At 68.7% G+C, this 25,980-nt stretch carries 22 protein-coding genes; 8 read left to right on the forward strand and 14 right to left on the reverse strand.

What is annotated here, in order from left to right; genetic code table 11:
• Positions 1-184: 184 nt before the first annotated feature.
• The 10 genes from OG912_RS09915 to OG912_RS09960 form a co-directional block, all read right to left on the reverse strand.
• Positions 185-868, reverse strand: a complete 684-nt coding sequence (locus OG912_RS09915; protein ID WP_327709030.1) for a hypothetical protein — start codon at positions 866-868, stop codon at positions 185-187.
• Positions 861-1,388 carry a SigE family RNA polymerase sigma factor gene (locus tag OG912_RS09920; protein ID WP_327709031.1) on the reverse strand — a complete coding sequence of 176 codons (528 nt, stop codon included), beginning with the start codon at positions 1,386-1,388 and terminating at the stop codon, positions 861-863. Before OG912_RS09920 ends, OG912_RS09915 begins: the two co-directional genes overlap by 8 nt.
• Before the next feature lie 332 nt (positions 1,389-1,720).
• On the reverse strand, positions 1,721-2,863 hold the full coding sequence (locus OG912_RS09925; protein WP_327709032.1) for an ABC transporter ATP-binding protein: 1,143 nt from the start codon (positions 2,861-2,863) through the stop codon (positions 1,721-1,723).
• On the reverse strand, positions 2,856-3,914 hold the full coding sequence (locus OG912_RS09930) for an ABC transporter ATP-binding protein (RefSeq protein ID WP_327709033.1): 1,059 nt from the start codon (positions 3,912-3,914) through the stop codon (positions 2,856-2,858). Before OG912_RS09930 ends, OG912_RS09925 begins: the two co-directional genes overlap by 8 nt.
• A gap of 11 nt (positions 3,915-3,925) precedes the next feature.
• The gene (locus OG912_RS09935; protein ID WP_326738513.1) at positions 3,926-4,876 is read right to left on the reverse strand and encodes an ABC transporter permease; all 951 of its coding nucleotides are present in this window, start codon (positions 4,874-4,876) and stop codon (positions 3,926-3,928) included.
• Positions 4,869-5,801, reverse strand: coding sequence for an ABC transporter permease (locus tag OG912_RS09940; RefSeq protein WP_326740756.1), 933 nt, complete (start codon positions 5,799-5,801; stop codon positions 4,869-4,871). The genes OG912_RS09935 and OG912_RS09940 overlap by 8 nt, the downstream gene beginning before the upstream one ends.
• Positions 5,802-5,970: 169 nt before the next feature.
• Positions 5,971-7,611 carry a peptide ABC transporter substrate-binding protein gene (locus tag OG912_RS09945; protein WP_327709034.1) on the reverse strand — a complete coding sequence of 547 codons (1,641 nt, stop codon included), beginning with the start codon at positions 7,609-7,611 and terminating at the stop codon, positions 5,971-5,973.
• A 536-nt stretch (positions 7,612-8,147) separates the two neighbouring features.
• Positions 8,148-10,022, reverse strand: coding sequence for a translational GTPase TypA (gene typA, locus OG912_RS09950; RefSeq protein WP_326738511.1), 1,875 nt, complete (start codon positions 10,020-10,022; stop codon positions 8,148-8,150).
• A gap of 138 nt (positions 10,023-10,160) precedes the next feature.
• Complete coding sequence (locus OG912_RS09955) at positions 10,161-10,874, reverse strand: hypothetical protein (RefSeq protein ID WP_327709035.1); 714 nt, start codon at positions 10,872-10,874, stop codon at positions 10,161-10,163.
• Positions 10,875-11,172: 298 nt separating this feature from the next.
• Positions 11,173-13,590, reverse strand: coding sequence for an ABC transporter family substrate-binding protein (locus OG912_RS09960; RefSeq protein ID WP_327709036.1), 2,418 nt, complete (start codon positions 13,588-13,590; stop codon positions 11,173-11,175).
• Positions 13,591-13,919: 329 nt separating this feature from the next.
• Here OG912_RS09960 and OG912_RS09965 point away from each other — a divergent pair, with 329 nt between their 5' ends.
• Genes OG912_RS09965 through OG912_RS09980 form a run of 4 tightly spaced genes read left to right on the forward strand, consistent with a single transcriptional unit; the run spans position 13,920 to position 17,772 of the window.
• Positions 13,920-14,168 (forward strand): hypothetical protein, encoded by a 249-nt coding sequence (locus OG912_RS09965; protein WP_327709037.1) that lies wholly within the window; start codon positions 13,920-13,922, stop codon positions 14,166-14,168.
• 32 nt (positions 14,169-14,200) lie between these two features.
• Positions 14,201-15,088: a hypothetical protein gene (locus OG912_RS09970; RefSeq protein ID WP_443060964.1), complete on the forward strand. Its 888-nt coding sequence runs from the start codon at positions 14,201-14,203 to the stop codon at positions 15,086-15,088.
• Positions 15,089-17,002, forward strand: coding sequence for a fumarate reductase/succinate dehydrogenase flavoprotein subunit (locus OG912_RS09975; RefSeq protein WP_327709038.1), 1,914 nt, complete (start codon positions 15,089-15,091; stop codon positions 17,000-17,002).
• Entirely contained in the window at positions 16,999-17,772 is a 774-nt protein-coding gene (locus OG912_RS09980) for a succinate dehydrogenase/fumarate reductase iron-sulfur subunit (protein WP_326738506.1), read from the forward strand. The genes OG912_RS09975 and OG912_RS09980 overlap by 4 nt, the downstream gene beginning before the upstream one ends.
• A gap of 9 nt (positions 17,773-17,781) precedes the next feature.
• Here the strand turns inward: OG912_RS09980 and OG912_RS09985 are convergent, their stop codons facing one another.
• The 3 genes from OG912_RS09985 to OG912_RS09995 are packed head-to-tail and all read right to left on the reverse strand — an operon-like array spanning position 17,782 to position 20,242.
• Positions 17,782-18,333, reverse strand: a complete 552-nt coding sequence (locus OG912_RS09985) for an isochorismatase family protein (protein WP_327709039.1) — start codon at positions 18,331-18,333, stop codon at positions 17,782-17,784.
• Between the two features lie 35 nt (positions 18,334-18,368).
• Positions 18,369-19,790 carry an MFS transporter gene (locus OG912_RS09990; protein ID WP_327709040.1) on the reverse strand — a complete coding sequence of 474 codons (1,422 nt, stop codon included), beginning with the start codon at positions 19,788-19,790 and terminating at the stop codon, positions 18,369-18,371.
• Complete coding sequence (locus tag OG912_RS09995) at positions 19,787-20,242, reverse strand: MarR family winged helix-turn-helix transcriptional regulator (protein ID WP_327709041.1); 456 nt, start codon at positions 20,240-20,242, stop codon at positions 19,787-19,789. Before OG912_RS09995 ends, OG912_RS09990 begins: the two co-directional genes overlap by 4 nt.
• Positions 20,243-20,411: 169 nt before the next feature.
• On the opposite strand from OG912_RS09995, the gene OG912_RS10000 reads away from it, so the two are divergent.
• Positions 20,412-21,467, forward strand: coding sequence for a LacI family DNA-binding transcriptional regulator (locus OG912_RS10000; protein ID WP_327709042.1), 1,056 nt, complete (start codon positions 20,412-20,414; stop codon positions 21,465-21,467).
• Between the two features lie 116 nt (positions 21,468-21,583).
• Here OG912_RS10000 and OG912_RS10005 read toward each other — a convergent pair whose 3' ends face one another.
• Positions 21,584-22,567: an acetylxylan esterase gene (locus tag OG912_RS10005; RefSeq protein ID WP_327709043.1), complete on the reverse strand. Its 984-nt coding sequence runs from the start codon at positions 22,565-22,567 to the stop codon at positions 21,584-21,586.
• Between the two features lie 254 nt (positions 22,568-22,821).
• Here OG912_RS10005 and OG912_RS10010 point away from each other — a divergent pair, with 254 nt between their 5' ends.
• The 3 genes from OG912_RS10010 to OG912_RS10020 are packed head-to-tail and all read left to right on the forward strand — an operon-like array spanning position 22,822 to position 25,975.
• The gene (locus OG912_RS10010; RefSeq protein WP_327709044.1) at positions 22,822-24,072 is read left to right on the forward strand and encodes a sugar ABC transporter substrate-binding protein; all 1,251 of its coding nucleotides are present in this window, start codon (positions 22,822-22,824) and stop codon (positions 24,070-24,072) included.
• 5 nt (positions 24,073-24,077) lie between these two features.
• Positions 24,078-25,067 (forward strand): carbohydrate ABC transporter permease, encoded by a 990-nt coding sequence (locus OG912_RS10015; RefSeq protein WP_327709045.1) that lies wholly within the window; start codon positions 24,078-24,080, stop codon positions 25,065-25,067.
• On the forward strand, positions 25,064-25,975 hold the full coding sequence (locus OG912_RS10020; protein WP_327709046.1) for a carbohydrate ABC transporter permease: 912 nt from the start codon (positions 25,064-25,066) through the stop codon (positions 25,973-25,975). Before OG912_RS10015 ends, OG912_RS10020 begins: the two co-directional genes overlap by 4 nt.
• The last annotated feature ends 5 nt before the right edge of the window (positions 25,976-25,980 follow it).

Raw genomic sequence — 25,980 nt, forward strand, 5'->3', positions numbered from 1 at the left:
GGCGCCCCGGAACCGACCGGTTCCGGGGCGCCTTCCGTTGTGGGGTGGCGGACGGCGGCGATGAGGCCGCTCGTCGACTGCCGCCGACCGTTTGCGAAAAGGGCGCCCCAGTAATCACCCGCGCCCCGGGACGGCTGCTCCGGATCCGGGGCGGGGCTCTCCTGCTTTGAAAGCCGTCATCCGGTCAGCCGGCGGGCACCCCGTCCATTACCTCGGCCACCGACACCCAGGAGTTCCAGCGTCGGACGGTGACCCGCATCGTCCGGCCGTCCCGCACCGTTCCGGACCAGGCCGTGCTGCCCTCCTCCTTCTCCCGCACCGTCGGCGTCACGGTCCGCAGACCGCACTTCGTGATCTCCTCCCGCAGGTCCGCCACCTGGGAGCGGGCGGTCGCGGTGTCGTCGTACTCGACGACCCGGTACTGGGCAAGGGCGTGGTCGCGACCCGTATACACCAGGCTGTACGCCTTCTGCCCGGGCGAGTCCGTCACGGCGAACGAACCAGGACATGCCTCGTCGAGGCCCACTTGGGGCAGGGGGCCGCTCCGCCGTCCGGCGCCCGCCGGCAGGCTCGCGCTCTCCGTCCAGTGCCACCGCGCGTACCCGGGCAGTTCGTCCACCCGGAGCATCTGAATCTCACCGTCCGTCCGGAAGGGATTGTCCGTCGCGGTGGCGACCGTCTGCCGGGTTGCCGGGGCGTCCGACGGAATCAACGCCCACGCACCCGCCGCCACCAGAACCGCCGCACCCACCGCGCCCATCCGCACCGCGCGGCTGCGGGTCCGCCGCTGCTGTCCCTTCGCCCGGATCTCCTCCGCGGGCGCCAGCCGGACGGCAACGCCCTCAAGCAGGTCCTCGACCTCAGCCATGGTGCACCCTCCCCTTCCCCTCCGTAACGACCGACGTGTCGGCGAGCCGCTCGCCGAGGATCCTGCGGGCCCGGTGGAGCCGGGTCCGCACCGCACCGCTCGACGCTCCCGTCTCCCGGGCCACTTCCTCCACGGGCAGGCCGAGCATGTGGTGCAGGACCACCGCCCGGCGCTGATCCGTGCTCAACTCCCCCAGTGCACCGACCAGGGCCACCCGGTCCTCGGACAGACCCGGCACATCGGCGGGCACCCCATGCCGGAAGTACGCCCGTAGCCGGCCGCGCGTCCTGCGCCACGTACTGATCGCCAGCCGCACCGCCACCGTCCGTACCCACGGCAGCGGGTCACCGGCCCGGGACACCTTGTCCCACTGCTGCCACGCCCGCACATACGCTTCCTGAACGGCGTCCTCTGCCTCACCCAGGTCGCCCGTCACCGCGTACACCGTGGCGACCAGGCGTTTGGCGGTCGCCGCATAGAACGCGTCGAACGCCTCGGAATCCTCGAAATCTGCCGTCATGGCCCCCGTCCGTCTCCTCACGTGCCCGAGAACTGCCTCTTCCCCATACACGCGCGGGCGGCGGCTGATGTTACGGACGACTTTCGGTCCAGCCTCCCCCTGCGGCCCGACCCCGGCGTGGGCAGACCCCGGCGTGGGCAGACCCCGGCGTGGGCAGACCCCGGCGTGGGCAGACCCCGGCCACTGCCGCGACTGCCGAACCGGCACGCAATCGGACTTGCACCCAGCCGTCTGACGGACACCGTTCGCCTCCGGCACAACGAACGAACCCCCCGGGTTGCCCGTAAGGGCTCCCGAGGGGTCCGAGTCGCAGCGGCGAAACCGCAGGCGCGTCAGGCGGCGCCCACCACGTCCTTCTCCTCCGCGAAGTGGCACGCCGACTCGTGGGCGGCCGGCGTCTTCGAGGTCTTGAAGCGCTCGGGGATCGCCAGCAGCGGCATCTCCTCGGCGCACTTGGCCTCGGCCTTCCAGCAGCGGGTGCGGAAGCGGCAGCCCGACGGCGGGTTGGCCGGGGACGGGACGTCGCCGGAGAGGATGATCCGCTCGCGGCCCTCACGGGCCTCCGGGTCCGGAACGGGGACCGCCGACAGCAGCGCCTGGGTGTAGGGGTGCGTCGGGTGGTCGTAGATCTCCGTGTCCGTACCGATCTCGGCCATCTTGCCGAGGTACATGACGCCGACCCGGTCCGAGATGTGCCGGACGATCGAGAGGTCGTGCGCGATGAAGAGGTAGGAGAGGTTGAACTCGTCCTGGAGCTTCCCCATCAGGTTGATGACCTGTGCCTGCACCGACACGTCGAGCGCGGAGACCGGCTCGTCGCAGATGATGATCTCCGGGTTGAGCGCGAGGCCGCGGGCGATGCCGATGCGCTGGCGCTGACCGCCGGAGAACTGGTGCGGGTACCGGTTGATGTACTCCGGGTTGAGACCCACGACGTCGAGGAGCTCCTGCACCTTGCGGCGCCGGTCGCCCTTCGGGGCCACCTCGGGGTGGATGTCGTAGGGCTCGCCGATGATGTCGCCGACCGTCATACGCGGGTTCAGCGAGGTGTACGGGTCCTGGAACACCATCTGGATGTTGCGGCGTACGGCCTTCAGCGCGCGGCCGGACAGCTTGGTGATGTCCTGGCCCTTGTAGAAGACCTCGCCCGCGGTGGCCTGCTCCAGCGTCATCAGGAGCTTGGCGACGGTGGACTTGCCACAGCCGGACTCGCCCACGATGCCGAGCGTCTCGCCCGCGTAGAGATCGAACGAGATCCCGTCCACGGCCTTGACCGCGCCGACCTGCTTCTTGAACAGGATGCCCTGGGTCAGCGGGAAGTGCTTGACCAGGTTGCGGACCTGGAGGATCGGCTCCCCCTGCGACACCGGCGCATCGATGGCGGCTACGGCCTCCGCCTCGGTGGCCGGGTCGACCGTCTCCACATCGGAGACGTTCGGGGTGGCGTCCACGGGCTCCTTCTTGATGTCAGCCATGGATCGTCTCCTTCCAGAAGTGGCAGGCGCTGCCGCGTCCGACCAGCTCGGCGCCGTCCTGCTCGGTCACCGGGGTCAGAGCCGGGATGTCCGTACGGCAGATGTCCTGCGCCATGGTGCAGCGCGGGTTGAAGGCACAACCCGACGGCACGTGGAGCAGGTTGGGCGGCAGGCCCTTGATCGCGAAGAGCTCCTGGCCCTTCTGGTCCAGGCGCGGGATCGACTCCAGCAGACCCTTGGTGTACGGGTGCGCCGGGCGCTTGTAGATCTCGTGCACCGGAGCGGTCTCGACGATCCGGCCCGCGTACATCACGGCGATCTTGTCGGCGACGTCCGCGACGACACCGAGGTCGTGCGTGATCAGGATCAGGCCCATGTTGTACTCGCGCTGGAGCTCCGCGAGCAGGTCCATCACCTGGGCCTGGACGGTCACGTCGAGCGCGGTGGTCGGCTCGTCCGCGATGATCAGGTCCGGCTCCAGCGCCAGTGCCATGGCGATCATGATGCGCTGGCGCATACCGCCGGAGAACTGGTGCGGGTAGTCCGAGACCCGGGCCGCGGCGGCCGGGATCTTGACCTGGTCCATCAGCTCGATGGCCTTGGCCCTGGCTTCCTTCTTGGACAGGCCCTGGTGGACCCGGAACATCTCGCCGAGCTGGTAGCCGACGGTGAGGACCGGGTTCAGCGAGGAGAGCGCGTCCTGGAAGATCATCGCGATCTTCTGGCCGCGGATCTTCCGGCGCTCCTCGTAGGACATCTTGAGCATGTCCTGGCCGCGGAACAGGATCTCGCCCTGCGGGATCTTGCCCGGCGGCATGTCGAGGATGCCCATGATGGCCTGCGCCGTCACGGACTTGCCGGAGCCGGACTCACCGAGAACGGCGAGCGTCTCCCCGGCGTTCACGCTGTAGTTGACACCGTTGACCGCCTTGGCCACACCGTCGCGGGTGTGGAACTCCACGTGCAGATCACGGACATCGAGCAGGGGGCCGACATAGTCGTCACCCGAGCGTGCGGACGGGACTTCTGCGGTCTTGTTGATGATGGCCACGTTCGCCCTCCTTATCGCGACTTCGGATCGAGGGCGTTACGGACGGCTTCGCCGAGCATGATGAACGCCAGAACGGTGATGCTGAGCATGATCGACGGGTACAGCAGGATGTGCTGTGCGACGCGGATCTGGGCGGAGCCACCGGAGATGTCCATACCCCACGAGATCGTCGGGTCGGCGAGACCCAGACCGAGGTAGGACAGCGTCGCTTCGGCCGAGATGTAGACACCGAGCGAGATGGTGGCGACCACGATCACCGGGGCCATGGCGTTGGGCAGGATGTGCCGGAAGAGGATCCGGCCGGTTCCCGCGCCGAGCGCCCTGGCGGCCTGCACGTAGTCCGACTGCTTGATGACGATCACCGCACCACGCATGACACGCGCGATCTGGGTCCAGCCGAGGAACGCCAGGGCGAAGACGACCACCCAGACCTTCCGCTCGGTGAACGCCTGAAGGACGACCATGGCGCCCAGCAGGAAGGGGATGCCGAGGAAGACGTTGGTGAAGAAGCCGGAGAGCAGGGCGTCGACCCAGCCGCCGAAGTAGCCGGCGAGCATGCCGATCAGTCCGCCGAACAGCGTCACCAGGAGCGTGACGCACACACCGACGGTGATCGAGGCGCGGGTGCCGTAGATGACACGCGCGTAGACGCTGTGGCCCTGGCCGTCGTAGCCGAGCCAGCCCTCGGAGCCGATCTTGCTCAGCTCCGGCTTGCCCAGGTAGTGGTGCACCAGGTCGGCCGAGGTCGGCGAGGCGTTGGTGAACAGGCCGGGGAAGACCGCCATCACGAGCAGGATGACGATCAGGACCGACGAGATGATGAAGTACCAGTTGGAACGCAGGTCCCGCCAGGCGTCGCCCCACAGGCTGCGGGCCTTCTCCGCCTTCACCGTCGCCGACGGGTCCGCGAGGGGCGCCTTGGCGTCCTCGGGCGCGGGTGCGGTCTTGGTCAGATCAGGCATAACGGATCCTCGGGTCCAGGACCGCGTACAGCAGGTCGACGATGAGGCTCATGAGGAGATAGACGAGCACCAGGATGGTGACGAGGCCGACGAGCGTCGTGCCTTCGCGCTTCTGAATCGACTCGTAGATCGTGCCGCCGATGCCCTTGACGTTGAACAGGCCCTCGGTGACGACCGCGCCGCCCATCAGGGCACCGAGGTCGGTGCCGAGGAAGGTGATGACGGGGATCAGCGAGTTGCGCATCAGGTGCACGCCGACGATGCGCCGCTTGGGAAGTCCCTTGGCGATGGCGGTACGCATGTAGTCCGAGCGAAGGTTCTCGGCCATCGTCGTACGCGTGAGGCGCGCGACATAGGCGAGTGAGAGCGAACCCAGCACGATGGCCGGCGCCAGCAACTCGCCCCACTTGGCGTCGTTGGACACGTTCGGATCGATCCAGCCGAGCTGGAAGGCGAACACGGCCTTGATGATGAAGCCGAGGACGAACACCGGGATCGAGATGATCAGCAGGGTGAAGACCAGGACCACGTTGTCGGTGAGCCGGCCGGCGCGGAGACCGGCGATGGTGCCGAGGCCGATGCCGACGACGATCTCGATGACGAACGCCATGCCGGCGAGCCGGAGGGTGACGGGGAACGCGTCGCCGAGGACGTCCGTGACGGGACGTCCGCTGGCTATCTGATCACCGAAATCGAAATGCAGGACGATGCCTGTCATGTAATTCCAGTACTGCTGCAGGATCGGCAGATCAAGGCCCTTTTCGTGGCGAAGTCTCGCCAGCGTGGCCGGATCGACACCCTTGTCCCCGAACAGCCCGCGCACGGGGTCGCCGGGCAGCGTGTAGACCATCAGGAAGATCAGCAGAGTTGTCCCGAGGAAGACCGGGATCATCTGGAGCAGTCGTCGTGCGACATAGCGCCCCATCATGCCTCCATGTAATAGGCAGGCGGCAGCCGACGGGCCCTCCCCCGCGCCGAGTTCCCCTGTGGGGTCGTCGGTCGCGTGGAAGGGCCCCCCGGCCACTGCGTGCGGGCAGGCGCGGACCGTCCTTCAGTGCCGGTCCCGCGCCTGCGCGCGGACTACGTAGGTGTGGTTACTTCTTGACTTCGATCTGGGTCAGGATCGGGTCGCCGTCCTGCGCGTAGTCCACGTTCTGGACCTTCTCCGAGTAACCGGCGTTGACCTTGTAGTACCAGAGCGGGATGGAGGGCATGTAGTTCACCAGCTCCTTCTCGATCTTCTGGTACGCGGCGACGGACTCGTCGAGGGAGGCAGCGGAGTCGGCCTTCTTGATCTCCGCGTCCAGGCCCTTGTTCGTGAAGTCACCCTGGTTACCGGCGGCGCCGGTCCGGAACAGGTCCGAGATGAAGTTCGCGTTCACCGGGTAGTCGAGCACCCAACCGGAGCGGTACAGGGACTTGACCTCCTTGGCGTCACGAGCGTTCGTGTCGGCCTGGAAGTCGGCCTTCGAGTCGGTGGCGCACTTGACACCGGTCGACTGCGTGATGCTGTTGCAGACCGCCTCGACCCATTCCTTGTGGCCGCCGTCGGCGTTGAACTGGATCGAGATCTTGTTGCCCGGGACGCCGCCACCCTCCTTGATGAGAGCCTTGGCCTTCGCCGGGTCGTACTTGGTGACGTCGCCCGCGGCGTCCTTCTGGAAGCCGAGGACACCCTGCGCGACCCAGCCGGTGGCGGGCTCACGCGTGCCCTGGAGCACCGTCTTGGTGATCGTGGCGCGGTCGATGCCCATCGACAGGCCCTGGAGGACCTTCGGGTCGATGCCCTTGAACTGGTCCGTGTAGAACGCGACGGCGATCGTCTGGATCGCGGAGTACGGCTTGTCCACCGCGCGGTCACCGAGGTCGGACCGGTAGACCGGAAGGTCCTTCGGGCCGATCTGGCGCAGCACGTCGACGTTGCCGGACTTCAGGTCCTCGTAGGCGGTTTCGAGGGTGGTGTAGTTCTTGAAGATCACACCGCCGTTCTTCGCCTTGTCGAGACCCTTGTAGTCGTCGTTGCGGACGACCTTGATCTGCTTCTTGTGGTCCCAGCTGACGAACTTGTACGCGCCGTTGCCGACCGGCTTCTCGCCGGCGGCCTTCGGGTCCGCGTAGAAGGACTCGGGCAGCGGGGAGAAGACCGTGTAGCCGAGCTTGTACGAGAAGTACGGGAGCGGGGCGTTGAGCTCGATGGTGAACGTGTAGTCGTCCACCTTCTTCAGACCGGACATGGCGTCGGCCTTGGGCTTGGCCTTGGCGTCCTCGGGGTGGACGTCGGTGAAGCCCTTGATGTCGCCGAACCAGGACGCGTTGGTCTGGTTGTTCTTGATGTTGGCGGCCCAGTTCCAGGCCTTGATGTAGGACTCGGCCGTGACGGGCGTGCCGTCGTGGAACTTCCAGTCCTTCTTGAGCTTGACCGTCCAGAGCTTGCTGTCCTTGGTGTCGACAGACTCTGCGTTGATCATCTCAAGCTTGCCGGACGGGTCATAGTCGACCAGCTGCGAGAAGATCGCGTCGGTGACGATGCTGCCGTTCGACTCCATCGTGTTGGCCGGCTGCAGCGGGTTCTGCGGCTCACCGACCTCGACGGAGAAGATGCCGTCAGCATTGACAGCACCCTTGGCACTGCCCTTGCCCTTGTCGGCGTCGTCGTCGCCGCCGCCACAGGCAGTCGCAGCCAGGGCGATGATGGCCGCTCCCGCGACCCACTTGGCGCTCTTGGCACCACGCATGGGTTTCCTCCTCATGAGTCCACTTTTGACTACAAGAAGGGCACTGGGTCGATACACCGACACCCCTGACGGTGATCGTTTCAGTGCCCTTAGTGTGCTCGTGAGTCGGCACTCCCCACAGTGCGTGACCCATTGACCCGAGCTCAATGGAGCCAACTATTAAGTACGACTGGGCTGTAAACCACACTTAAAGGGTCTCGGTTTGACAACATCCGTCACTCGTGCGGATCAATATCCGGACAAACCGATCCCAGACAGACACCCCCGAAACGGACTGTTAACACACGTTTCGGAGAGCGACGCCCGATAACCGGACAGCTTTGTCTCATATCCTGGACGGAGCGGTCGGAAAATCGGTTGCCAAAGGCCAGGGCCCCCACAGTGTCTGTGAGGGCCCTGGCCTTCTGCAATGCCCAAAGCTGACGGATCATCGGCCGAAAACGGCCTACCCGCCGCCGGGCCGGTTGTGCCTGTGCCTGTGCTTGGCGTCAGCGGTACAGGACGTCAGCGGTGCGCAACGTCCGTGGTGCGGGACGTCAGTTGTTCTTGGCGCGCGAGGCGGAGCGGCCACGCAGCTTCTGGTCCAGGACGACCTTGCGGATACGGACCGTCTCCGGGGTGACCTCGATGCACTCGTCGTCGCGGCAGAACTCCAGCGACTGCTCCAGCGACAGCTTGCGGGCGGGCACCACGTTCTCCGTGGTGTCCGCGGAAGCCGCACGCATGTTGGTGAGCTTCTTCTCCTTGGTGATGTTCACGTCCATGTCGTCGGCGCGCGAGTTCTCGCCGATGATCATGCCCTCGTAGACCTCGGTGGTGGCCTCCGTGAAGATGACACCCCGCTCCTGGAGGTTGACCATCGCGAACGGCGTCACGACGCCCGCGCGGTCCGCCACCAGCGAACCGTTGTGACGGGTGCGCAGCTCGCCGAACCACGGCTCGTGGCCCTCGAACAGGGAGTGCGCGATGCCCGTACCGCGGGTCTGGGTCAGGAACTCCGTACGGAAGCCGATGAGGCCACGGGACGGGACGATCCACTCCATGCGGACCCAGCCCGAACCGTGGTTCGTCATGGTCTCCATGCGGCCCTTGCGGGTCGCCATGAGCTGCGTGATGGCGCCGAGGTGCTCCTCCGGCGAGTCGATCGTCATGCGCTCGATCGGCTCGTGGGTCTTGCCGTCGACCTGCTTGGTGACCACCTGCGGCTTGCCGACGGTGAGCTCGAAGCCCTCCCGGCGCATGGTCTCGATGAGGATCGCCAGCGCGAGCTCACCGCGGCCCTGGACCTCCCAGGCGTCGGGGCGCTCGGTCTCCAGGACGCGGAGCGAGACGTTACCGACGAGCTCGCGGTCCAGACGGTCCTTGATCTGGCGGGCGGTGACCTTGTGGCCCTTGCCGCCCTTGCCGACCAGCGGCGAGGTGTTCGCACCGATGGTCATCGAGATGGCCGGCTCGTCGACCGTGATCAGCGGCAGCGCGATCGGGTTCTCGGGGTCGGCCAGGGTCTCGCCGATCATGATGTCCGGGATACCGGCGATCGCGCAGATGTCTCCCGGACCGGCCTTCTCGGCAGGCTTACGGGTGAGCGCCTCGGTCATCAGGAGCTCGGTGATGCGGACGTTGGACATCGTGCCGTCGCGCTTGATCCACGCGACGGTCTGGCCCTTGCGCAGCTCACCCTGCTCGACGCGGCAGAGCGCGATACGGCCGAGGAAGTTGTCGGCGTCCAGGTTGGTGACGTGCGCCTGGAGCGGGGCGTCCTCGTCGTACTCCGGGGCCGGGACCGCGGAGAGGATGGTGCTGAAGAACGGCTCCAGGCTGTCGCTGTCCGGCGGGACGGTGCCGTCCTCCGGCTTGGTCAGCGAGGCGACGCCGTCACGGGCACAGGCGTAGACGATCGGGAACTCGATCTGGTCCTCGTCGGCGTCCAGGTCCAGGAAGAGGTCGTACGTCTCGTCGATGACCTCGGCGATCCGGGAGTCCGGCCGGTCCGTCTTGTTGATGCAGAGGATGACCGGCAGCTTGGCCGTCAGTGCCTTGCGCAGCACGAAGCGGGTCTGCGGCAGCGGGCCCTCGGAGGCGTCGACCAGCAGCACGACCGCGTCCACCATCGACAGGCCTCGCTCGACCTCACCGCCGAAGTCGGCGTGGCCGGGGGTGTCGATGATGTTGATCGTGATGACGTCGCCGCCATCCTTCGGGTGGTACTTCACGGCCGTGTTCTTGGCCAGGATCGTGATGCCCTTCTCACGCTCCAGGTCGTTCGAGTCCATCATGCGATCGTCGAGGTGCTCGGCGGCGTGCGCGGCGAACGCGCCGGCCTGCTTGAGCATGGCGTCGACCAGCGTGGTCTTGCCGTGGTCGACGTGGGCGACGATGGCTACGTTACGGATGTCGTGGCGCGTGGGCATGGGTGGCTTGCGCTTCTCTCGGATCGGGGATTCAGGCGTCTTAGTCGGTCTTGAGTCCTCGTACGCCCGCCGGGCGGACGCGCCACGGCTAGTCACCATGGTACGGGGCGGGCGCGCCTGCGGCTTCCCGGGCAAGTTTTACCGGCCACAGGACAGGCGCACGGCCTCGCGTACGGCGGCCTCGCGCGCGGCGCCCGAGGCGCCCTCGGGCAGGGGATCCTCACAGTCGAGGGCTCCCGACAGGTCCCTGCCCCATGTCGATACGTGGCCAACGGTCGGCTCACGGTGCCTGCCGCCTTTGCAGGTGTAGCGGAAATCCACATCGACCATCTCGACGGCGCTGAAGGCCACCAGGCGGGAGCCCACCCCGCCGGTCCAGTCGCCGTCATCGTAGAAAGGTGCGTACGCCCCCGGTTCGCCCAGTCCCGACCAGCCCTCCAGGTCTTCCGGGTCCTCCCCCTTGTCCGCGAGGCCGATACGTACGCTCAGTGCGTAGAACACGGCCTTCGCGTCCAGCCGCGGGCCCTCGGACTCCAGCGACGCCTGGTCCGTGCGCAGCCGCCGCATCGGCTCGGTCATCTTGGTGGGCTTGGCCGTGATGAGCTGCGCGTCGGTGACCCCGTTCAGCACGTATTGACTCTGCAGGTTGAACCAGGTGTACGTGCCGCCCTTGCAGGCCCGCTCCTCGGGAGCGGACACCTGCTCCGCGCCGGTCTGCGCGGCTGTCGGCGAACCGGTCGGCTTCGGCTTCGCGCCAGTGTCCTCCGGCGTCAAGCTGCAGCCGCTCGCGCCCGCGAGGAGTCCCGCTACGAGCACAGCCGCCGCACAGGTGAAAGCCCGCGTCCGCTTCATGTTCCCGCCCCCGTGATCAGTTCTTCCGGCGGAATTCACCGGTGGTCATGACCACGATCCCCCGGGCGGGGGTGCGCGGACGCGGGACTTGAGCAACTTCAGAGGTGGGACTCCGAAGCCACAGCTCCGAGGTGGGGCTCGGAGCGTGCCTCCGCGGCCGGATCTTCGGGGTTGGGGCCCCGGAGTCAGGAAGGCGGAGTGCTACCCGGGTCAGCAGGTGGAATCAGCCTTGCCCGCCGGCAGGCCGGCGGGCAAGGGAATTGAGCCAGTTCTGAGCTTTCGCTTCCGCCCTGACCTGCTACTTTTTCCGGTTGGCCGGGGCGCCTGCGGACTGCGGTGCCTTGAAGCCGATGTCCTGGTAGTGCGGCACCCCGAAGCCGAAGGCGCCGACGTTCAGGAGCTTCTTGTCCGTCGCCACCAGCTGCGGGCGCTGGTAGAGAGGAATCGATCCTGCGGCGGCCCAGATGCGGGCGTCCGCCTGCTTCATCAGGTCCCTGGCCGTGCCCTCGTCGAGCTCCGAGACCGCCTCGTCGAAGAGCTGGTCGATGTGGTCCGTGCCGACGCGGGTGTAGTTCTGCTCGACGAGCAGCGATCCGTCGGTGGCGGGCACCGGCTTGGCGAAGATCGGGCGGTCGTCCGTGGCCGGGTAGGCGGTGGCCGGCCAGGAGTACAGCGCCAGGTCGTAGTCACCGGACGCGACGTGGTCCTGGAAGTAGCTGTCGTCGGAGACCTTGGTGATCTCGGTACGGATCCCGATCGTGTCGAGCATCGCCGCGATCCTGTCGCCGACGCCACGCAGGGACTCGGAGCCGGGACCGGACGGCAGGACGAACCGCAGCGTCAGCGGCTTGCCGTCCTTGCCGAGGGGGCCGCGGGCCGAGTCGGGGGCCTGTGCGGGGGCCGCGGTACCGGCCGGGGCGTAGGCGCCGGCCGCGCCGCCGGGCTGCCGGTCCTGGGCGGTGATCCGGACGGGGGCGTCCTCGGAGGTGCCCGTCTCGCCCAGGTGTCCCGCCTGGCGCAGCAGGGCGGCGCTCTGTGCGGCGGCGGCCGGGGCGGGTGCGATGACGTGGGTGGCCGCGCCCTCGGCCTCGCCGGGCTTGTTGTCGTCGCCGACGATGTAGAGGCCGTCGTCGTTGGAGGGCTCGCGCCGGGCGGCGTCGTCGGTCTTGCCGTCGTCCGTCGCGCTGTCGGCCTCTTCTTCCTCCTCCTGCGCCGTCTTCTGCTGTGCCTTCTCCTGCGCCTTCTTCTCCCCCGCCTTCTCCTGTGCCTTCTTCTCCTCCGCCTTGACCGCGTCCTTCTGCTTCTCGCCCTCGCTGCCCGCCTTGGTCCCGTCCGTCTTCTTCGTGGCGCCCTCGCGCGTCCAGCCCGCGTCGGCCAGCAGGGCCTGGGCCTCCTTGGTGTCCTGGCTGCCGAGCGCGTCGCTGCCGTCCTTGTACGCGGGCTGCCCGGCGAGTGCCAGGTGGCTGCCGAGCGGCTCGGCGGGCAGGCCGAGCGGCCTCAGCACCGCGTCGGCAAGTGCCTGGCGGTCCAGCGCGCGGGCCACGGCCCGGCGTACCCGGTCGTCGGCGAGCGGCCCGGTCTCGCCGTTCAGCGCGAGCTGGGTGTAGGCGGGCTCCAGGGACTTGCGGACCACGTAGCCGCGCAGATCGCTCTGCTCGGCGGCGTACGCCTTCGCGGCCCCGGCCTTCTCCTCCCGGGCCTCCTGGGCCTCCTCGGCCACCTCCTCGTCCGAGCCGTGTGCCAGCGCCCAGGACCGCAGCGCCTGGGCCGGGGTGACCTCGGAGCCGGGGCCGTGGGCGGGCGGTGCGCCGTTGCTGCCGGTGTCCTGGGCCGCCTGGGCGATCCGGTGGGCGGCGGCCGCGTCGATGTCGGCGACGTCGATCTTCCCCTCGGTCAGCGCCTCGGTACGGTCCTGCGGCTCGACCGCCTTGAAGACCAGCGAGTCGAGCTTGGCGGGGCTCCCCCACCAGCGCGGGTTGCGGGCCAGCGTGACGGATCCCGTCTCCTTGTCCACCTCGCGCAGCCGGAAGGGTCCCGCGGTCGCCTTGAGTGTGGACCGCGCACCGTCGTTGAAGGCGTCCGGGGAGCCCGTCACCTGCTTCGGGTACAGCGGGGAGAAGAGGGAGCGCCAGTCCGCGTACGGCTTGGCGAAGGTGACCTTGACCTCCAGGTCGTCGGCGCCGCGCTCGATCTTCTCGATGCGTTCGTACCCGGCGTTGCGGGCCGTCCAGAAGGCGGAGTCCTTGCCGCTCAGCGCGCGCCACTGGGCGACGAAGTCCGGTGCGCCGATCTCCCGTCCGTCGCTCCAGACGGCCTGCTGGTTCAGCCGGTAGAGCACGACCTGCTTGGGCTCGGTGTCGACGACCTTCGCGGATTCCAGATAGTCCGGGTTCAGCTGCGGCCGGCCCTTGGCGTCCAGCGGGAAGAGCGTCGGCAGCAGCGCGCCGGTGATCCGGGTGGTGGCGCTGTCGGCGTCGGCCTGGAAGGCGTTGAGGGTGGCGGGCATCGCGTCGATCGCCCAGTTGACCGTGCCGCCCTCCGCCACCTGGGCGCGCGCCGCTGCCGCGATGTCCTGCGGGACGACGGAGGCGGCTGCGGCCTCGTCGTTGCCCGAGCTGCAGCCGGCCAGTACGGGGAGGGTGAGCACCCCCGTGGCGAGAAGTGCGATCGAGCGGCGCTTTCGGGATGTCCCGCGCGGGACGCCGACGTGGGACATGACTGATACCTCCGGGGACGGCCCGGCCCACTCTTACCCGAATAGACCGGATTGTGCGTATGTAGTGGCATTTGCAGTTGATCACACTGGTTCCGCCCGTCCACTGAAAGCGCCCACGCGCGGGAGACCGCGCAGACACGGCGCAACCGCCCTGAACCTCACCCGTGCGGCGGAGTGCCGGCACCGGCCGGAATGCGGCGCCGCGAGGGGGCGCGGACCCGGAGCCGGCAAGACGGGACGGCCCGCCCTCTTCCCAACGGGGATGTGACGCGCGACACTCGCATGCGCATGAGCATGGCCACCCGCGACTGCGGAAGTGAGATCAAGTCATGTCACTGCACGATGAATTGACGGCAGTTCAGCACTGTCTCGACGACCTGGTCCGCACCGTCGGACGGCTGGAGCGGACCCTCGCGCAACTGCGCGCGGCGGACACCGCACCGGATCCGCTCGCCCCCGCCTGCGACGCCGCACCCGTCGACGGCGTCATCACGATCACCGACGCGCCGTACGACACCACCCTGTGGACGGACTCGGACGACGAGGGTCTGGGCGTCCCCGGCAGGCACGCCCCCTAGCGGGGACGCCTGACACCTCCTAGGAGAGTTCCTTGGCCACCGGTACGGAAACAGGAACGGATTCAGGCAAGGACCCGGGCAGCGCCCCGGGCACGGAACCCCGCCCCCCGGACGGCGCAGCCGCCCGGCCGCAGGGTGTGCACCACCCCACGCGGGCCGCCATCGCCGCCCGCCATCTGCGGACCGACCGCTGGTGGCTGTCGCCCGCGGTGACGGCGGGCGGGCTGCTCGCCTTCATCGTCTACTCGACGTGGCGGGCGTTCTCGAACGCGGACTACTACGCCGCCCCCTACGTCTCGCCGTTCTACTCGCCCTGTCTGGCGGACAACTGCGCCCCCATGCGCGGCGGCCCGAACTGGGACCTCTTCGGCAGCTGGTGGGGCCTGTCCCCCGCCCTGCTGATCCTGATCTTCCCGCTCGGCTTCCGGCTGACCTGCTACTACTACCGCAAGGCCTACTACCGGGGCTTCTGGGCCTCGCCCCCGGCCTGCGCGGTCGCCGAGCCGCACCGGAAGTACAGCGGCGAGACCCGCTTCCCGCTGATCATGCAGAACATCCACCGGTACGCCTTCTACGCCGCGGTGCCGGTCGCCGGGATCCTCACGTACGACACCGTGCTCGCCTTCCGCGACGAGCACTACGTCTGGGGCCACATGGGTCTCGGCTCGCTGATCTTCCTGGTCAACATCGTCCTGATCTGGGCGTACACCCTGTCCTGCCACTCCTGCCGGCACATCATCGGCGGCCGGCTGCGGCACTTCTCCAAGCACCCCGTGCGCTACCGGCTGTGGGGCTGGGTGGGACGGCTCAACGCCCGTCACATGCTGCTCGCCTGGGCCTCGCTGATCAGCGTGGCGGCGTGCGACTTCTATGTGTATCTCGTCGCCTCCGGCGCCTTCGACGATCCGAGGTTTTTCTGAATGACTGAGCTCGAACGACAGCAGTGGGACGTCGTCGTGGTCGGTGCCGGAGGCGCCGGGCTGCGCGCCGCGATCGAGGCCCGGGAGCGCGGGGCCCGTACGGCCGTCATCTGCAAATCGCTCTTCGGCAAGGCGCACACGGTCATGGCGGAGGGCGGAATCGCCGCCTCCATGGGCAATGTGAACTCCGGGGACAACTGGCAGGTGCACTTCCGCGACACCATGCGCGGCGGGAAGTTCCTCAACCAGTGGCGGATGGCGGAGCTGCACGCCAAGGAGGCGCCCGACCGGGTCTGGGAGCTGGAGACCTGGGGCGCCCTCTTCGACCGCACCCCCGAGGGGAAGATCTCCCAGCGCAACTTCGGCGGCCACGAGTATCCGCGCCTGGCGCACGTCGGGGACCGTACCGGCCTCGAACTGATCCGCACCCTCCAGCAGAAGATCGTCTCGCTCCAGCAGGAGGACGAACGCGAGTTCGGTGACCACGAAGCCCGGTTGAAGGTCTTCCAGGAGTGCACGGTGACGCGCGTCATGAAGGACGGGGACCGTGTCTCCGGGACCTTCTGCTACGAGCGCGAGACCGGGCGCTTCTTCGTCCTGGAGGCCCCCGCGGTCGTCCTCGCCACCGGTGGCATCGGCAAGTCCTTCAAGGTGACGTCGAACTCCTGGGAGTACACCGGCGACGGCCATGCGCTGGCCCTGCTGGCGGGCGCACCCCTGTTGAACATGGAGTTCGTGCAGTTCCACCCCACCGGCATGGTCTGGCCGCCCTCGGTCAAGGGCATCCTCGTCACCGAGTCGGTACGCGGCGACGGCGGGGTGCTGCGCAACTCCGAGGGCAAGCGGTTCATGTTCGACTACATCCCCGATGTGTTCAAGGAGAAGTACGCGCAGTCGGAGGAGGAGGGCGACCGCTGGTACGAGGACCCGGACCACAACCGCCGCCCGCCCGAGCTGCTGCCGCGCGACGAGGTCGCCCGTGCCATCAACTCCGAGGTGAAGGCCGGGCGCGGCTCGCCCCACGGCGGGGTGTTCCTGGATGTGTCGACCCGGATGGACGCGGAGCGGATCCGGCGCCGGCTGCCTTCGATGTACCACCAGTTCAAGGAGCTGGCGGACGTCGACATCACCGCCGAGGCGATGGAGGTGGGCCCGACCTGCCACTACGTGATGGGCGGCATAGCCGTCGACTCCGACACCGCGGCGGCCCTGGACGTACCCGGCCTGTTCGCGGCGGGCGAGGTCGCGGGCGGCATGCACGGCTCCAACCGGCTCGGCGGGAACTCCCTCTCCGACCTGCTGGTCTTCGGCCGGCGGGCGGGGCTGCACGCGGCGGAGCACGCCGCGTCCGCCGAGGCCCGGCCGGTGGTGGACCAGGCGCAGATCGACGCCGCGGCCGCGGAGGCGCTGCGACCGTTCAGCGCGGAGGACCTCGCCGACGGTGCACCGGTGGAGAATCCGTACACCCTGCACCAGGAACTCCAGCAGACCATGAACGACCTGGTCGGCATCATCCGGCGGGCCCCCGAGATGGAACGGGCCCTGGAGAAGCTGGCCGGGCTGCGCGAGCGGGCCCGGCGGGCCGGGGTGGAGGGGCACCGGCAGTTCAACCCCGGCTGGCATCTCTCCCTGGACCTGCGGAACATGCTGCTGGTCAGCGAGTGCATCGCGCGGGCGGCCCTGGAGCGTACGGAGAGCCGCGGCGGACACACCCGCGAGGACTGCCCGGGGATGGAGCGCTCCTGGCGCCCGGTCAATCTCCTGTGCCGGCCGGTGGACGAGCAGCCGGGCGCCGCGAGCGGCCGGATCGACCTCGTACGCAAGGTGACCGAACCCATCCGTCCGGATCTGCTCTCCCTCTTCGAGAAGGAGGAGCTGGTCAAGTACCTCGCCGATGAGGAGCTCCACGAATGAGCAGCTACGACGCACGGTTCAGGGTGTGGCGCGGGGACGCCGAAGGCGGCGGTCTCGAGGACTTCCAGGTCGAGGTCAACGACGGCGAGGTCGTCCTCGACATCATCCACCGCATCCAGGCCACCCAGGCGGGCGATCTGGCGGTGCGGTGGAACTGCAAGGCGGGCAAGTGCGGTTCGTGCAGTGCGGAGATCAACGGACGGCCGCGGCTGCTCTGCATGACGCGGATGTCGGTGTTCAGCCGTGAGGAGACGATCACGGTCACCCCCCTGCGGGCCTTCCCCGTGGTGCGCGACCTGGTGACGGACGTGTCGTTCAACTACACCAAGGCGCGCGAGATCCCCGCCTTCGTCCCTCCGAAGGGGGTGAAGGCCGGTGAGTACCGGATGCAGCAGGTCGATGTGGACCGCTCGCAGGAGTTCCGCAAGTGCATCGAGTGCTTCCTGTGCCAGGACACCTGCCATGTGGTGCGCGACCACGAGGAGAACAAGGCGGCCTTCGCCGGACCGCGCTTCCTGATGCGGGTCGCCGAGCTGGACATGCACCCCCTGGACGCCGCCGCCGAGTCCGGACTCGACCGGAAGGCGACGGCCCAGGAGGAGCACGGACTCGGCCTCTGCAACATCACCAAGTGCTGTACGGAGGTGTGCCCCGAGCACATCAAGATCACCGACAACGCGCTGATCCCGTTGAAGGAGCGGGCCGTGGACCGCAAGTACGACCCGCTGGTGTGGCTGGGGAACAAGATCCGGCGGCGGGACGCGACGTGAGGCGGACCGTCAGCCGAGCAGCTTGACGATCGCGTCGGTGGTGTCCGTCTCGCCGAGGCGCGGGAAGATCCGCTCGACGCTGTTGTCGTGGGCCTCGGCGCTCATGTCGGTCACCGCGTCCGTGGCGACGGTGACGTGGTAGCCGTGCTCGTGCGCCGCGCGGGCGGTGGACTCGACGCCGATGCTGGTCGCGATCCCGGCCACCACGACCTGCGTGACGCCGCGGCGGCGCAGCTGGAGGTCGAGGTCGGTGCCGTAGAAGGCGCCCCACTGCTGCTTGGTGACGACGATGTCGCTCTCCCGCGGGCCGATCTCGGGGACGATCTCGGCCCAGTCGGCGGCCGGCTGCCCGGACCGGGCGGGGCCCTCGGTGCGGCCGGGGGCCCCGCCGGTGACGCGCACCAGGACGACCGGGAGGTCCTTGGCCCGGAAGGCGTCGGCAAGGGTCGCGGCACGGGCGACGACCTCGGCGGCGGGGTGGGCGGTCGGCAGCCCGACGATGCCCTTCTGGAGGTCGACGACGATCAGTGCGGTGTTCGGGTCGAGGGTGGTGGCGCTCATGGTGGTGCTCCTTGAGTGGTGGTGCTCGGGGGGATTCAGGTACGGCCGCGCAGGGCGCGGTCGGTGACGGTGAGAACGATGAGGAGTACGCCCAGCACGGCGGCGACGCCGGCCATCAGGTGCAGGCCCCGGTCACCGGCCGACTGCCCGTAGGCGAGCGCGATGAGGCTGGAGGCGGTGATGGCCCCTATGTACTGGGCGGTGCGCTGGAGGCCGGCGGCGGAGCCGATGGACTCGGGCGGGGCGTAGGCCTGGACGGCCGCCTGGTTGCTCGTGCCGATGAGCCCCTGCGGGATGCCGAAGCAGGCCCCGGTCAGCAGCAGGACGGCGACCGGGGTGTCGCCGGAGAGGAGGAACAGCAGTCCGGCCCCGGCGGTGAGCAGCACGCAGGCCAGGGTGAGCGGCCCGCGGATGCCCTTCGTACGGGCGCCGAGCAGCGAACAGGCCAGCGCGGCGACGGACATCGGCAGCATGAGCAGTCCGGTGTGCCCGGACGAGTAGCCACGGGCCTCCTCCAGCCACTGCGTGTACCCGTACATCACGCAGTAGATCAGCAGATAGCTGATCCCGTGCCGGAGGTACGTCCGTGAGAGCGCGGCGTTTCCCGCCAGCATCCGCAGGTCGATGAAGGGCTCGGGGCGGTGCAGCTGCCACCGCACCAGGGCGGCGGTCAGCAGGGCGAACGGTGCGAGCAGCCACCACATCGGGTGGGCCAGGTCGAGCAGGAAGAAGACCAGCACGGTCAGCGCGGCGGTGAAGAGGCCGATGCCGAGCGGGTCCAGGCCGAGCCGGGGCGTACTGCCGTCGGCTGCCCGGCTGCGCGGCGGGTCGGCGGGGATCCAGAGCAGCGCGGCACCGAGGGCGATCAGGGCGACGGGCACGTTCACGGCGAAGATGCCGCGCCAGCCGACGGTCATGACCAGCAGTCCGCCGAGCGTGGGCCCGACGGCCGCGCTGCCGAGCGCGGCGAAGGAGAGCCGGGCCAGCACGGGGCGCGGGGTGGCCCGGCCGATCCGGGCGGACTCGTCGCGCAGGACCGCCATGGCGGCCGGGTAGGCGGCGGACGTGCCGATGCCGAGCAGCAGCCGCGACACGATCAGCTGGCCGAAGCCCTGCGCGAGCGCCCCGACAAGTCCGGAGGCGATGACGACGACGAGTCCGGCGAGGAAGACCCGGCGGGGGCCGAGGACGTCGGCGAGCTTGCCCAGGACGGGCTGAGCGACGGCGCTGGCGAGGTAGAGGACCGAGATCAGCCAGGCGGTGTCGGCGGCGCCGATGCCGAAGTGCTGCCCGATCGCCACCAGAGCCGTGGAGATCATCGTGGTGTTGAGCGGGTTGAGCAGCGAGCCGAGCAGCAGCGGAGCGGTGAGCCGGGCACTGAACCCGGGGGCGGACGCCGCCTCCCGCGGGTGTGCCTGCGCAGATGTCGCCCCGGGCAGCACGTCGCGACCGGTCATGAACCGACCAGGCGCTCGATGAGGGAGGCGGCCTCGGCGACGGTGCGCCGCTCCGCCCCGTCCAGCTCGGCGGCGACGGCCTCGGCCAGCCAGTTGCGCTTGGCCGCCCGGACCTCCGCGAGGGTGGTGCGGCCGGCCTCCGTGATCGACATGACCGACTTCCGCCCGTCGGCCGGATCCGGTGCCCGCTCCACGACTCCCTGCTCCTCCAGCGCGCCCAGGGTCAGCCGCATGGACTGGGGGCGCACGAACTCGGAGCGGGCCAGATCGGCTGTGGTGGCAGGCCCCCCGTCCGCCAGCCGGGCCAGCACCGAACGCTGGGTCGGGGTGAGCAGACTCTCCGACGACGAGGAGCGCAGCCGGCGCAGCAGCCTGCCGACCACGGAGGCGAGATGGTTCGCCACCTCCTCGGCGGTCGGGTCGGCGGGCACGGGTCCGGACGTTTGCGTCATGACTCCACCGTAAAAGATGCACAGGCCATCTTGCAAGGTTGCCTGCTGATATGGGACGGCCTTGCCCGCACACGGACCGCGATCTAGGGTGAATGCGCTTTCATAACGTGTACGTCGATGGTTGTGCCGATACGTATCGGCACGGAAGAAGAAGCGGACGGTCGGTCGAGTGAGCGCCCCAACGGTCTATGACGTCGCGGAGCGGTCGGGCGTCTCCATCGCCACGGTTTCGCGCGTCTACCGAACCCCGGAATCAGTGCGCGCCCAGACCCGCGAGCGGGTTCTCGACGCAGCCCGCGAGCTCGGTTACGTACCGAGCGGCAACGCACGAGGGCTGGCGAGCCGCACCACCGGAGTGCTCGGCCTGTGCTTCCCGGACTACGCCGACCCGGACGCCGAGGCCGACGCCGAGGCGGACAGTGACGCCGACGACGCGGTGATGCTCTACTCCGACCAGATCATCCGCGGCATGGAGCGCGCGGCCCGGCGGCACGGGTACGCGCTGCTGATCGCGGCGTCCCTGGAGGGCGGCCCGGAGAGCCTGGTCGCGAAGGTCGCGGGGCGGGTCGACGGCTTCGCCGTCCTGGCGCAGACCGTGCCGACCGAGGACCTGGAGGTGATATCGCGCCGGCTGCCGGTGGTGATGCTCGCCGGACCGCGCGAGATCGACCACCTCGACCACATCGTCGTCGCCAACGCCGACGGGGAACGCGAGCTGACCCGCCACCTGATCGAGGACCACGGCCTGCGCCGGCTGGCCTTCGTCGGGGGCGACACCGACTCGCCGGACGCGGAGGCACGGTTCCGCGGCTTCCAGGAGGCGTGCCGGGACGCCGGCCTCCCCGTACCGGACGAGCCGGCCCTCCGGACGACGATGATGAAGCAGGCCGAGGGCGCACTGGCGGCCGAGACCCTGCTGGACCGGGACGGGGAACGCCCCGAGGCGATGCTCTTCGCCAATGACCAGATGGCGGTGGGGGCCCTGCGCGCCCTGGCGCGGCGCGGTGTGCGGGTGCCGCAGGACATGGCGGTGACCGGCTTCGACGGGATTCCGCTCAGCCGGATCGTCCAGCCGCCGCTGACGACGGTGCGCCAGCCGATCCGCCTGCTGGGCGAGCAGGCGGTCGAGCTGCTGGTCCAGCGGCTGAACAACAGCGGCCGCGAACCGGTGTCGCTCACCCTCCCGGTCTCCCTGATCCACCGGGCGAGCTGCGGCTGCGGCTGACGGAACGGGCGGGGCCGCCCACGCGCCCCGCCCCACTCCCCAGCGCTTCTCGTTCGGATCAGGCCGGGCTCGCGGGCCCTGGCCCCTGATCCGGCCTGATCCGAACGAAAGGGCCCTTAGCCCAGCCACTTCCCGAAGAACGCGCGCCGCGCCGCCACCAGCCCGGCCACCTGCTCGGGCAGCCCCTCGTACTCGAAGTGCCCCGCCGGCAGCACCAGCAGCTCCCGCTCCCCCGCCAGCGCGTTGTGCACGGCGAACTGGCCCGGCGGCGGCACGGACGGGTCGAACAGCGCCGCGGCCACCAGCGTCGGCCGCTCCACGAACCCCGCGGCCGTCGCCGCGTCGAAGTACCGCAGCACCTCCACGACCTCGGGGTGCCCGCGGTGGTAGCCGCGCACGGACTCCCCGCTCCCCGTGCACGGCAGCGTGAGCCGCAGCGGGTGGTTCCCGAACGTGGGCACCGTCAGCTGCGCGGCCGCGAAGCGGTCGTCCCACGGCAGGGCCAGCGCACCGAGCCCCCCGCCGAAGCTCTCCCCGAGGAGGCCCATCCGGCCCGTCCCCGCGAGCTCCGGCACCAGTTCCTCCAGCGCGGACGCCGCGCACCACAGGTCCGCCACGCAGTCGCCGATGACGTAGGTGTCGCGTGACTCGATGCCGTGCAGCACATGCCCGGAGGAGATCTCGGGGATGCCCGCCACGAGACCGCGCGCCCCCATCCCCCGTACGGACGGCAGGATCGCGGCCGACGACGGCAGCGGCAGCGGCACGTCGGGCCCCGCCCCCTGGCGGCCCCCGTACCCGTGCCCGATGACGAACCCGTGGCGCACCGGCTCCGCGCTCTCCACCGGCAGGGCCAGCCAGCCGCCCAGGCGTACCCCGCCCACGGAGGTGTACGTCACACCGTGGATCCGGACGCCGTCGCGCTCCTCCTCCAACGGCCCGATCTCCGGGTCCGTCGCGACCTTGCGGGCCGCCGCGTACCGGGCCTGCCAGAAGTCCGCGAAGTCGTCGGGGGCCGGCGGCGCGGGCACGGTCATCAGCTCGTCGAGAGTGCGCCCGTGGGCCGGATCAAAAGGGAAGTCATGCGCGAACGAAGTCATGATCACGACACTATCGCCGCCCGTTTCCCGACCCGGACCCCGCCCGAGCACGCACCAACCATGCGGAATCGGTCACATCGTCACCTTTTCCACAAACGACCCGCTTACCGTTTCAAGTTGAACATTCAGATGTCCGGCACGTTGCACGAGTGTGACCAAGCACCCTCTTGCGGATTCCTGAATCTCTGCCGCAGAGTGATGTATGCGCTTACAGGCAGCGCATACATTTCGGATTGCTCAAGGAGGAGCCCTCCATGTCCCGCACCGCCAGAAACGCCTCCACCGGCATCGGTATCGCCGTCGTTCTCGCTCTCGGTCTGACCGCGTGCGGCAGCTCCGGTGGCGAGGACGTCGCCGCGGACAAGAAGCAGACGCTCACTGTCTGGGCCATGGGGGCCGAGGGCGAGAAGCTCGCGGATGTGGCCAAGGTCTACGAGAAGGCCAACCCGAACATCACCGTCAAGGTGACCCCGGTCGGCTGGGACGTCGCCCACCAGAAGCTCGTCTCCGCGGCCGCCGCCGGCACCATGCCGGACGTGGCGCAGATGGGCGGCAGCTACATGGGCGAGTTCTCCGAGCTCGGTGTGCTGGAGCCGGTCGACACCAAGACCTTCCAGAAGAAGGACTTCTTCCCGGCCGGCTGGAAGCAGGGCGAGGTGGACGGCCAGGCGTACGGCGTGCCGTGGTACGTCGACACCCGCGTCCTCTACTACCGCACCGACCTGGCGGAGAAGGCCGGCATCACCAAGGCTCCGACCAACTGGAAGGAGATGCAGGACCTCGCGACCGCCTACCAGAAGAAGGCGGACACCAAGTGGGGCCTGTCCATCCAGCCCAGCGGCCTGGACACGGTGCAGAACTTCTACTCCTTCCTGTACTCGGCCGGCGGCGAGATCGTCAACGACAAGGGCGAGGCCGTCATCGACAGCCCCGAGGCCGTCAAGGCGCTCAAGGAGTACGGCTCGTACTTCGACAAGGGGCTCTCCAACAAGTCCGTGCAGCCCGGCTACGACGTCGTGAAGGACTTCGGCAACGGCCGCGTCCCGATGTTCTTCGGCGGCCCCTGGCACGTCACCCTGCTGAACGAGGGCCAGCCGCAGATCAAGGGCAAGTGGGCGGTGGCCAACGTGCCCGCCGACAAGTCCTCCACCTCGATGGCCGGCGGCTCCTCCCTGGTGATCTCCAAGGACAGCGAGCACAAGGCCGCTGCCACCCAGTTCATCAAGTACCTGACGGACACCAAGGGCCAGGCCGACTGGTACGAGCGCACCAAGGACCTGCCGGCGAACACCGCCGCCTGGACCTCCGGTGACCTCGCCGACGACGCCGATCTGCAGATCTTCAAGAAGCAGATGGACACCGCCAAGTCCTCCCCGTCGCTGCCCAACCTGAGCGAGATCACCGACAAGGTCGACCAGGCCATAGCGAAGGTGACCCAGGGCAAGGCGTCCGCCGAGGACGCGCTGAAGACCGCGCAGTCCGAGATCGAAGGCCTCGTGAAGTAGGAGCCATGAGCACCACGACCGGAAAGGCCGCACAGCCGGCCAAGGTGCAGGCCGGGCCGGGGACCACGTCCCCGGCCGCCGGGCCCAAGGGTTCACGACGTCGCAGGAAGTCCTCGATGGGCGTGCAGAACATGGCCGGATGGCTGTTCTCCACTCCCTTCCTCGTGCTCTTCCTCGTCTTCATGGCCGTCCCGATCATCGCCACGCTGGTGATGAGCTTCACGGACTTCGGGCTGCGCAACGTGACGCACCCGCTGGACGCGAACTTCATCGGCTTCGAGAACTACACCAAGCTGTTCAGCGACGAGAAGTTCCTCAAGTCGCTGTTCAACACGGCGTACTTCGTGGTCGTCGGCGTCCCGCTGACGATCCTCCTCGGACTGGTCGTCGCCGTACTGCTGAACAACGGCATCGACCGGGCCCGGACCTTCTTCCGCGTCGGCTTCTACGCCCCGGTCGTCACCACCATCGTCGCGGTCGCCGTCGTCTGGCGCTTCGTCCTCGACCCGAGCGACGGTCTCGTCGCGGGCCTCTTCTCCGAAGTGGGTCTCACCGCGCCGGACTTCCTCGGCTCCGAGAAGCTCGCCATGCCGTCGATGATCGCGATGGCGGTCTGGCGCAACCTGGGCACGGTCATGGTGCTCTTCATCGCCGGTCTCCAGGCCATCCCCACCGAGGTGCGGGAAGCGGCGCGACTGGACGGCGCGAACATCTGGCAGGAGTTCAAGGGCATCACGGTCCCGCTGCTGCGGCCCACGCTGCTCTACGCCACGGTGATCACCACCATCGGCTACCTCAACGTGTTCGAGGAGCCCTTCGTGATGACGCAGGGCGGCCCCTCGGACTCGACGCTCACCGTCTCGCTGAACATGTACCGCGAGGGCTTCAACTTCTTCCACATGGGCTATGCGAGCGCCATGGCGTATGTCCTCTTCGTAGTGATCATGGGCATCACGGTGCTGCAGCTCCGACTGCTGAAGGACAACACGAAATGAGCGCCACCAGTGCACCGGGCGCCGTCTCGACGGCGCCGTCGAAGAAGCCCGGGAACGACGGGAAGCCCGGCCGTCCCAAGCGGCCGCGTTCGCTGAAGCGGGTCCTCGTCTACGTCCTGCTCTCGCTCGGGCTGCTGATCATGTCGGCGCCGTTCCTGTGGATGGCCGTCTCCGCGTTCAAGACGACGAGCGAGCTGACCGCCAGCCCGCCGGTCTGGATCCCGACCGAGTGGACCCTGGACAACTTCCGGGACCTGCTCGACAAGCTCGATCTGCCGCTGTACTTCATGAACTCGGTGATCGTGGCGGTGCTGGTCACCGTCTCGAACCTGGTGTTCTGCTCGATGCTCGGGTACGCCCTGGCCAAGCTGAAGTTCGCCGGCCGCAACAAGATCTTCGGTCTGGTGCTCGGCGCCCTCATGGTGCCCGGCAACCTGATGCTCCTGCCGCTGTTCGTGCTGATGAGCAAGATGGGCCTGATCGACTCGTACGCCGGTCTGGTGCTGCCGTTCGCGGCGGGCGCCTTCGGGGTCTTCCTGATGCGCCAGTTCATGCAGTCGATCCCGGACGAGCTGCTGGAAGCGGCCCGGATGGACGGCGCCGGCGAGTGGTACATCTTCTGGCGGATCGTGATGCCGCTGGTCAAGCCCGCCCTGGCGACGCTGTCGATCTTCACGTTCCTCGGGTCCTGGAACAACTTCGTCTGGCCGCTCATCGCGACCAACGACCCCGACAAGTACACCCTCCCGGTCGCCCTGGCGACGTTCGCCACCGACCCGAACAAGGCGGGTGGCTCCAACGGCATGCTGATGGCCGGGTCCTTCCTGATCGTGCTGCCGGTCCTGGTCGTCTTCATCGCGCTCCAGCGCCACTTCACCCAGGGCATCGCCACGGCGGGCATGAAGTAGCCCGC

Origin of the sequence: Streptomyces sp. NBC_00464 (genome assembly GCF_036013915.1) — a bacterium.
Taxonomy (GTDB): Bacteria; Actinomycetota; Actinomycetes; order Streptomycetales; family Streptomycetaceae; genus Streptomyces.

Coding starts and splice junctions, on each gene's coding strand:
- OG912_RS09915 (WP_327709030.1), bottom strand. CDS start 868: ATGGCTGAGGTCGAGGACCTGCTTGAGGGCGTTGCCGTCCGGCTGGCG.
- OG912_RS09920 (WP_327709031.1), bottom strand. CDS start 1,388: ATGACGGCAGATTTCGAGGATTCCGAGGCGTTCGACGCGTTCTATGCG.
- OG912_RS09925 (WP_327709032.1), bottom strand. CDS start 2,863: ATGGCTGACATCAAGAAGGAGCCCGTGGACGCCACCCCGAACGTCTCC.
- OG912_RS09935 (WP_326738513.1), bottom strand. CDS start 4,876: ATGCCTGATCTGACCAAGACCGCACCCGCGCCCGAGGACGCCAAGGCG.
- OG912_RS09940 (WP_326740756.1), bottom strand. CDS start 5,801: ATGGGGCGCTATGTCGCACGACGACTGCTCCAGATGATCCCGGTCTTC.
- OG912_RS09945 (WP_327709034.1), bottom strand. CDS start 7,611: ATGCGTGGTGCCAAGAGCGCCAAGTGGGTCGCGGGAGCGGCCATCATC.
- typA (WP_326738511.1), bottom strand. CDS start 10,022: ATGCCCACGCGCCACGACATCCGTAACGTAGCCATCGTCGCCCACGTC.
- OG912_RS09955 (WP_327709035.1), bottom strand. CDS start 10,874: ATGAAGCGGACGCGGGCTTTCACCTGTGCGGCGGCTGTGCTCGTAGCG.
- OG912_RS09960 (WP_327709036.1), bottom strand. CDS start 13,590: ATGTCCCACGTCGGCGTCCCGCGCGGGACATCCCGAAAGCGCCGCTCG.
- OG912_RS09965 (WP_327709037.1), top strand. CDS start 13,920: ATGTCACTGCACGATGAATTGACGGCAGTTCAGCACTGTCTCGACGAC.
- OG912_RS09975 (WP_327709038.1), top strand. CDS start 15,089: ATGACTGAGCTCGAACGACAGCAGTGGGACGTCGTCGTGGTCGGTGCC.
- OG912_RS09980 (WP_326738506.1), top strand. CDS start 16,999: ATGAGCAGCTACGACGCACGGTTCAGGGTGTGGCGCGGGGACGCCGAA.
- OG912_RS09985 (WP_327709039.1), bottom strand. CDS start 18,333: ATGAGCGCCACCACCCTCGACCCGAACACCGCACTGATCGTCGTCGAC.
- OG912_RS09990 (WP_327709040.1), bottom strand. CDS start 19,790: ATGACCGGTCGCGACGTGCTGCCCGGGGCGACATCTGCGCAGGCACAC.
- OG912_RS09995 (WP_327709041.1), bottom strand. CDS start 20,242: ATGACGCAAACGTCCGGACCCGTGCCCGCCGACCCGACCGCCGAGGAG.
- OG912_RS10005 (WP_327709043.1), bottom strand. CDS start 22,567: ATGACTTCGTTCGCGCATGACTTCCCTTTTGATCCGGCCCACGGGCGC.
- OG912_RS10010 (WP_327709044.1), top strand. CDS start 22,822: ATGTCCCGCACCGCCAGAAACGCCTCCACCGGCATCGGTATCGCCGTC.
- OG912_RS10015 (WP_327709045.1), top strand. CDS start 24,078: ATGAGCACCACGACCGGAAAGGCCGCACAGCCGGCCAAGGTGCAGGCC.
- OG912_RS10020 (WP_327709046.1), top strand. CDS start 25,064: ATGAGCGCCACCAGTGCACCGGGCGCCGTCTCGACGGCGCCGTCGAAG.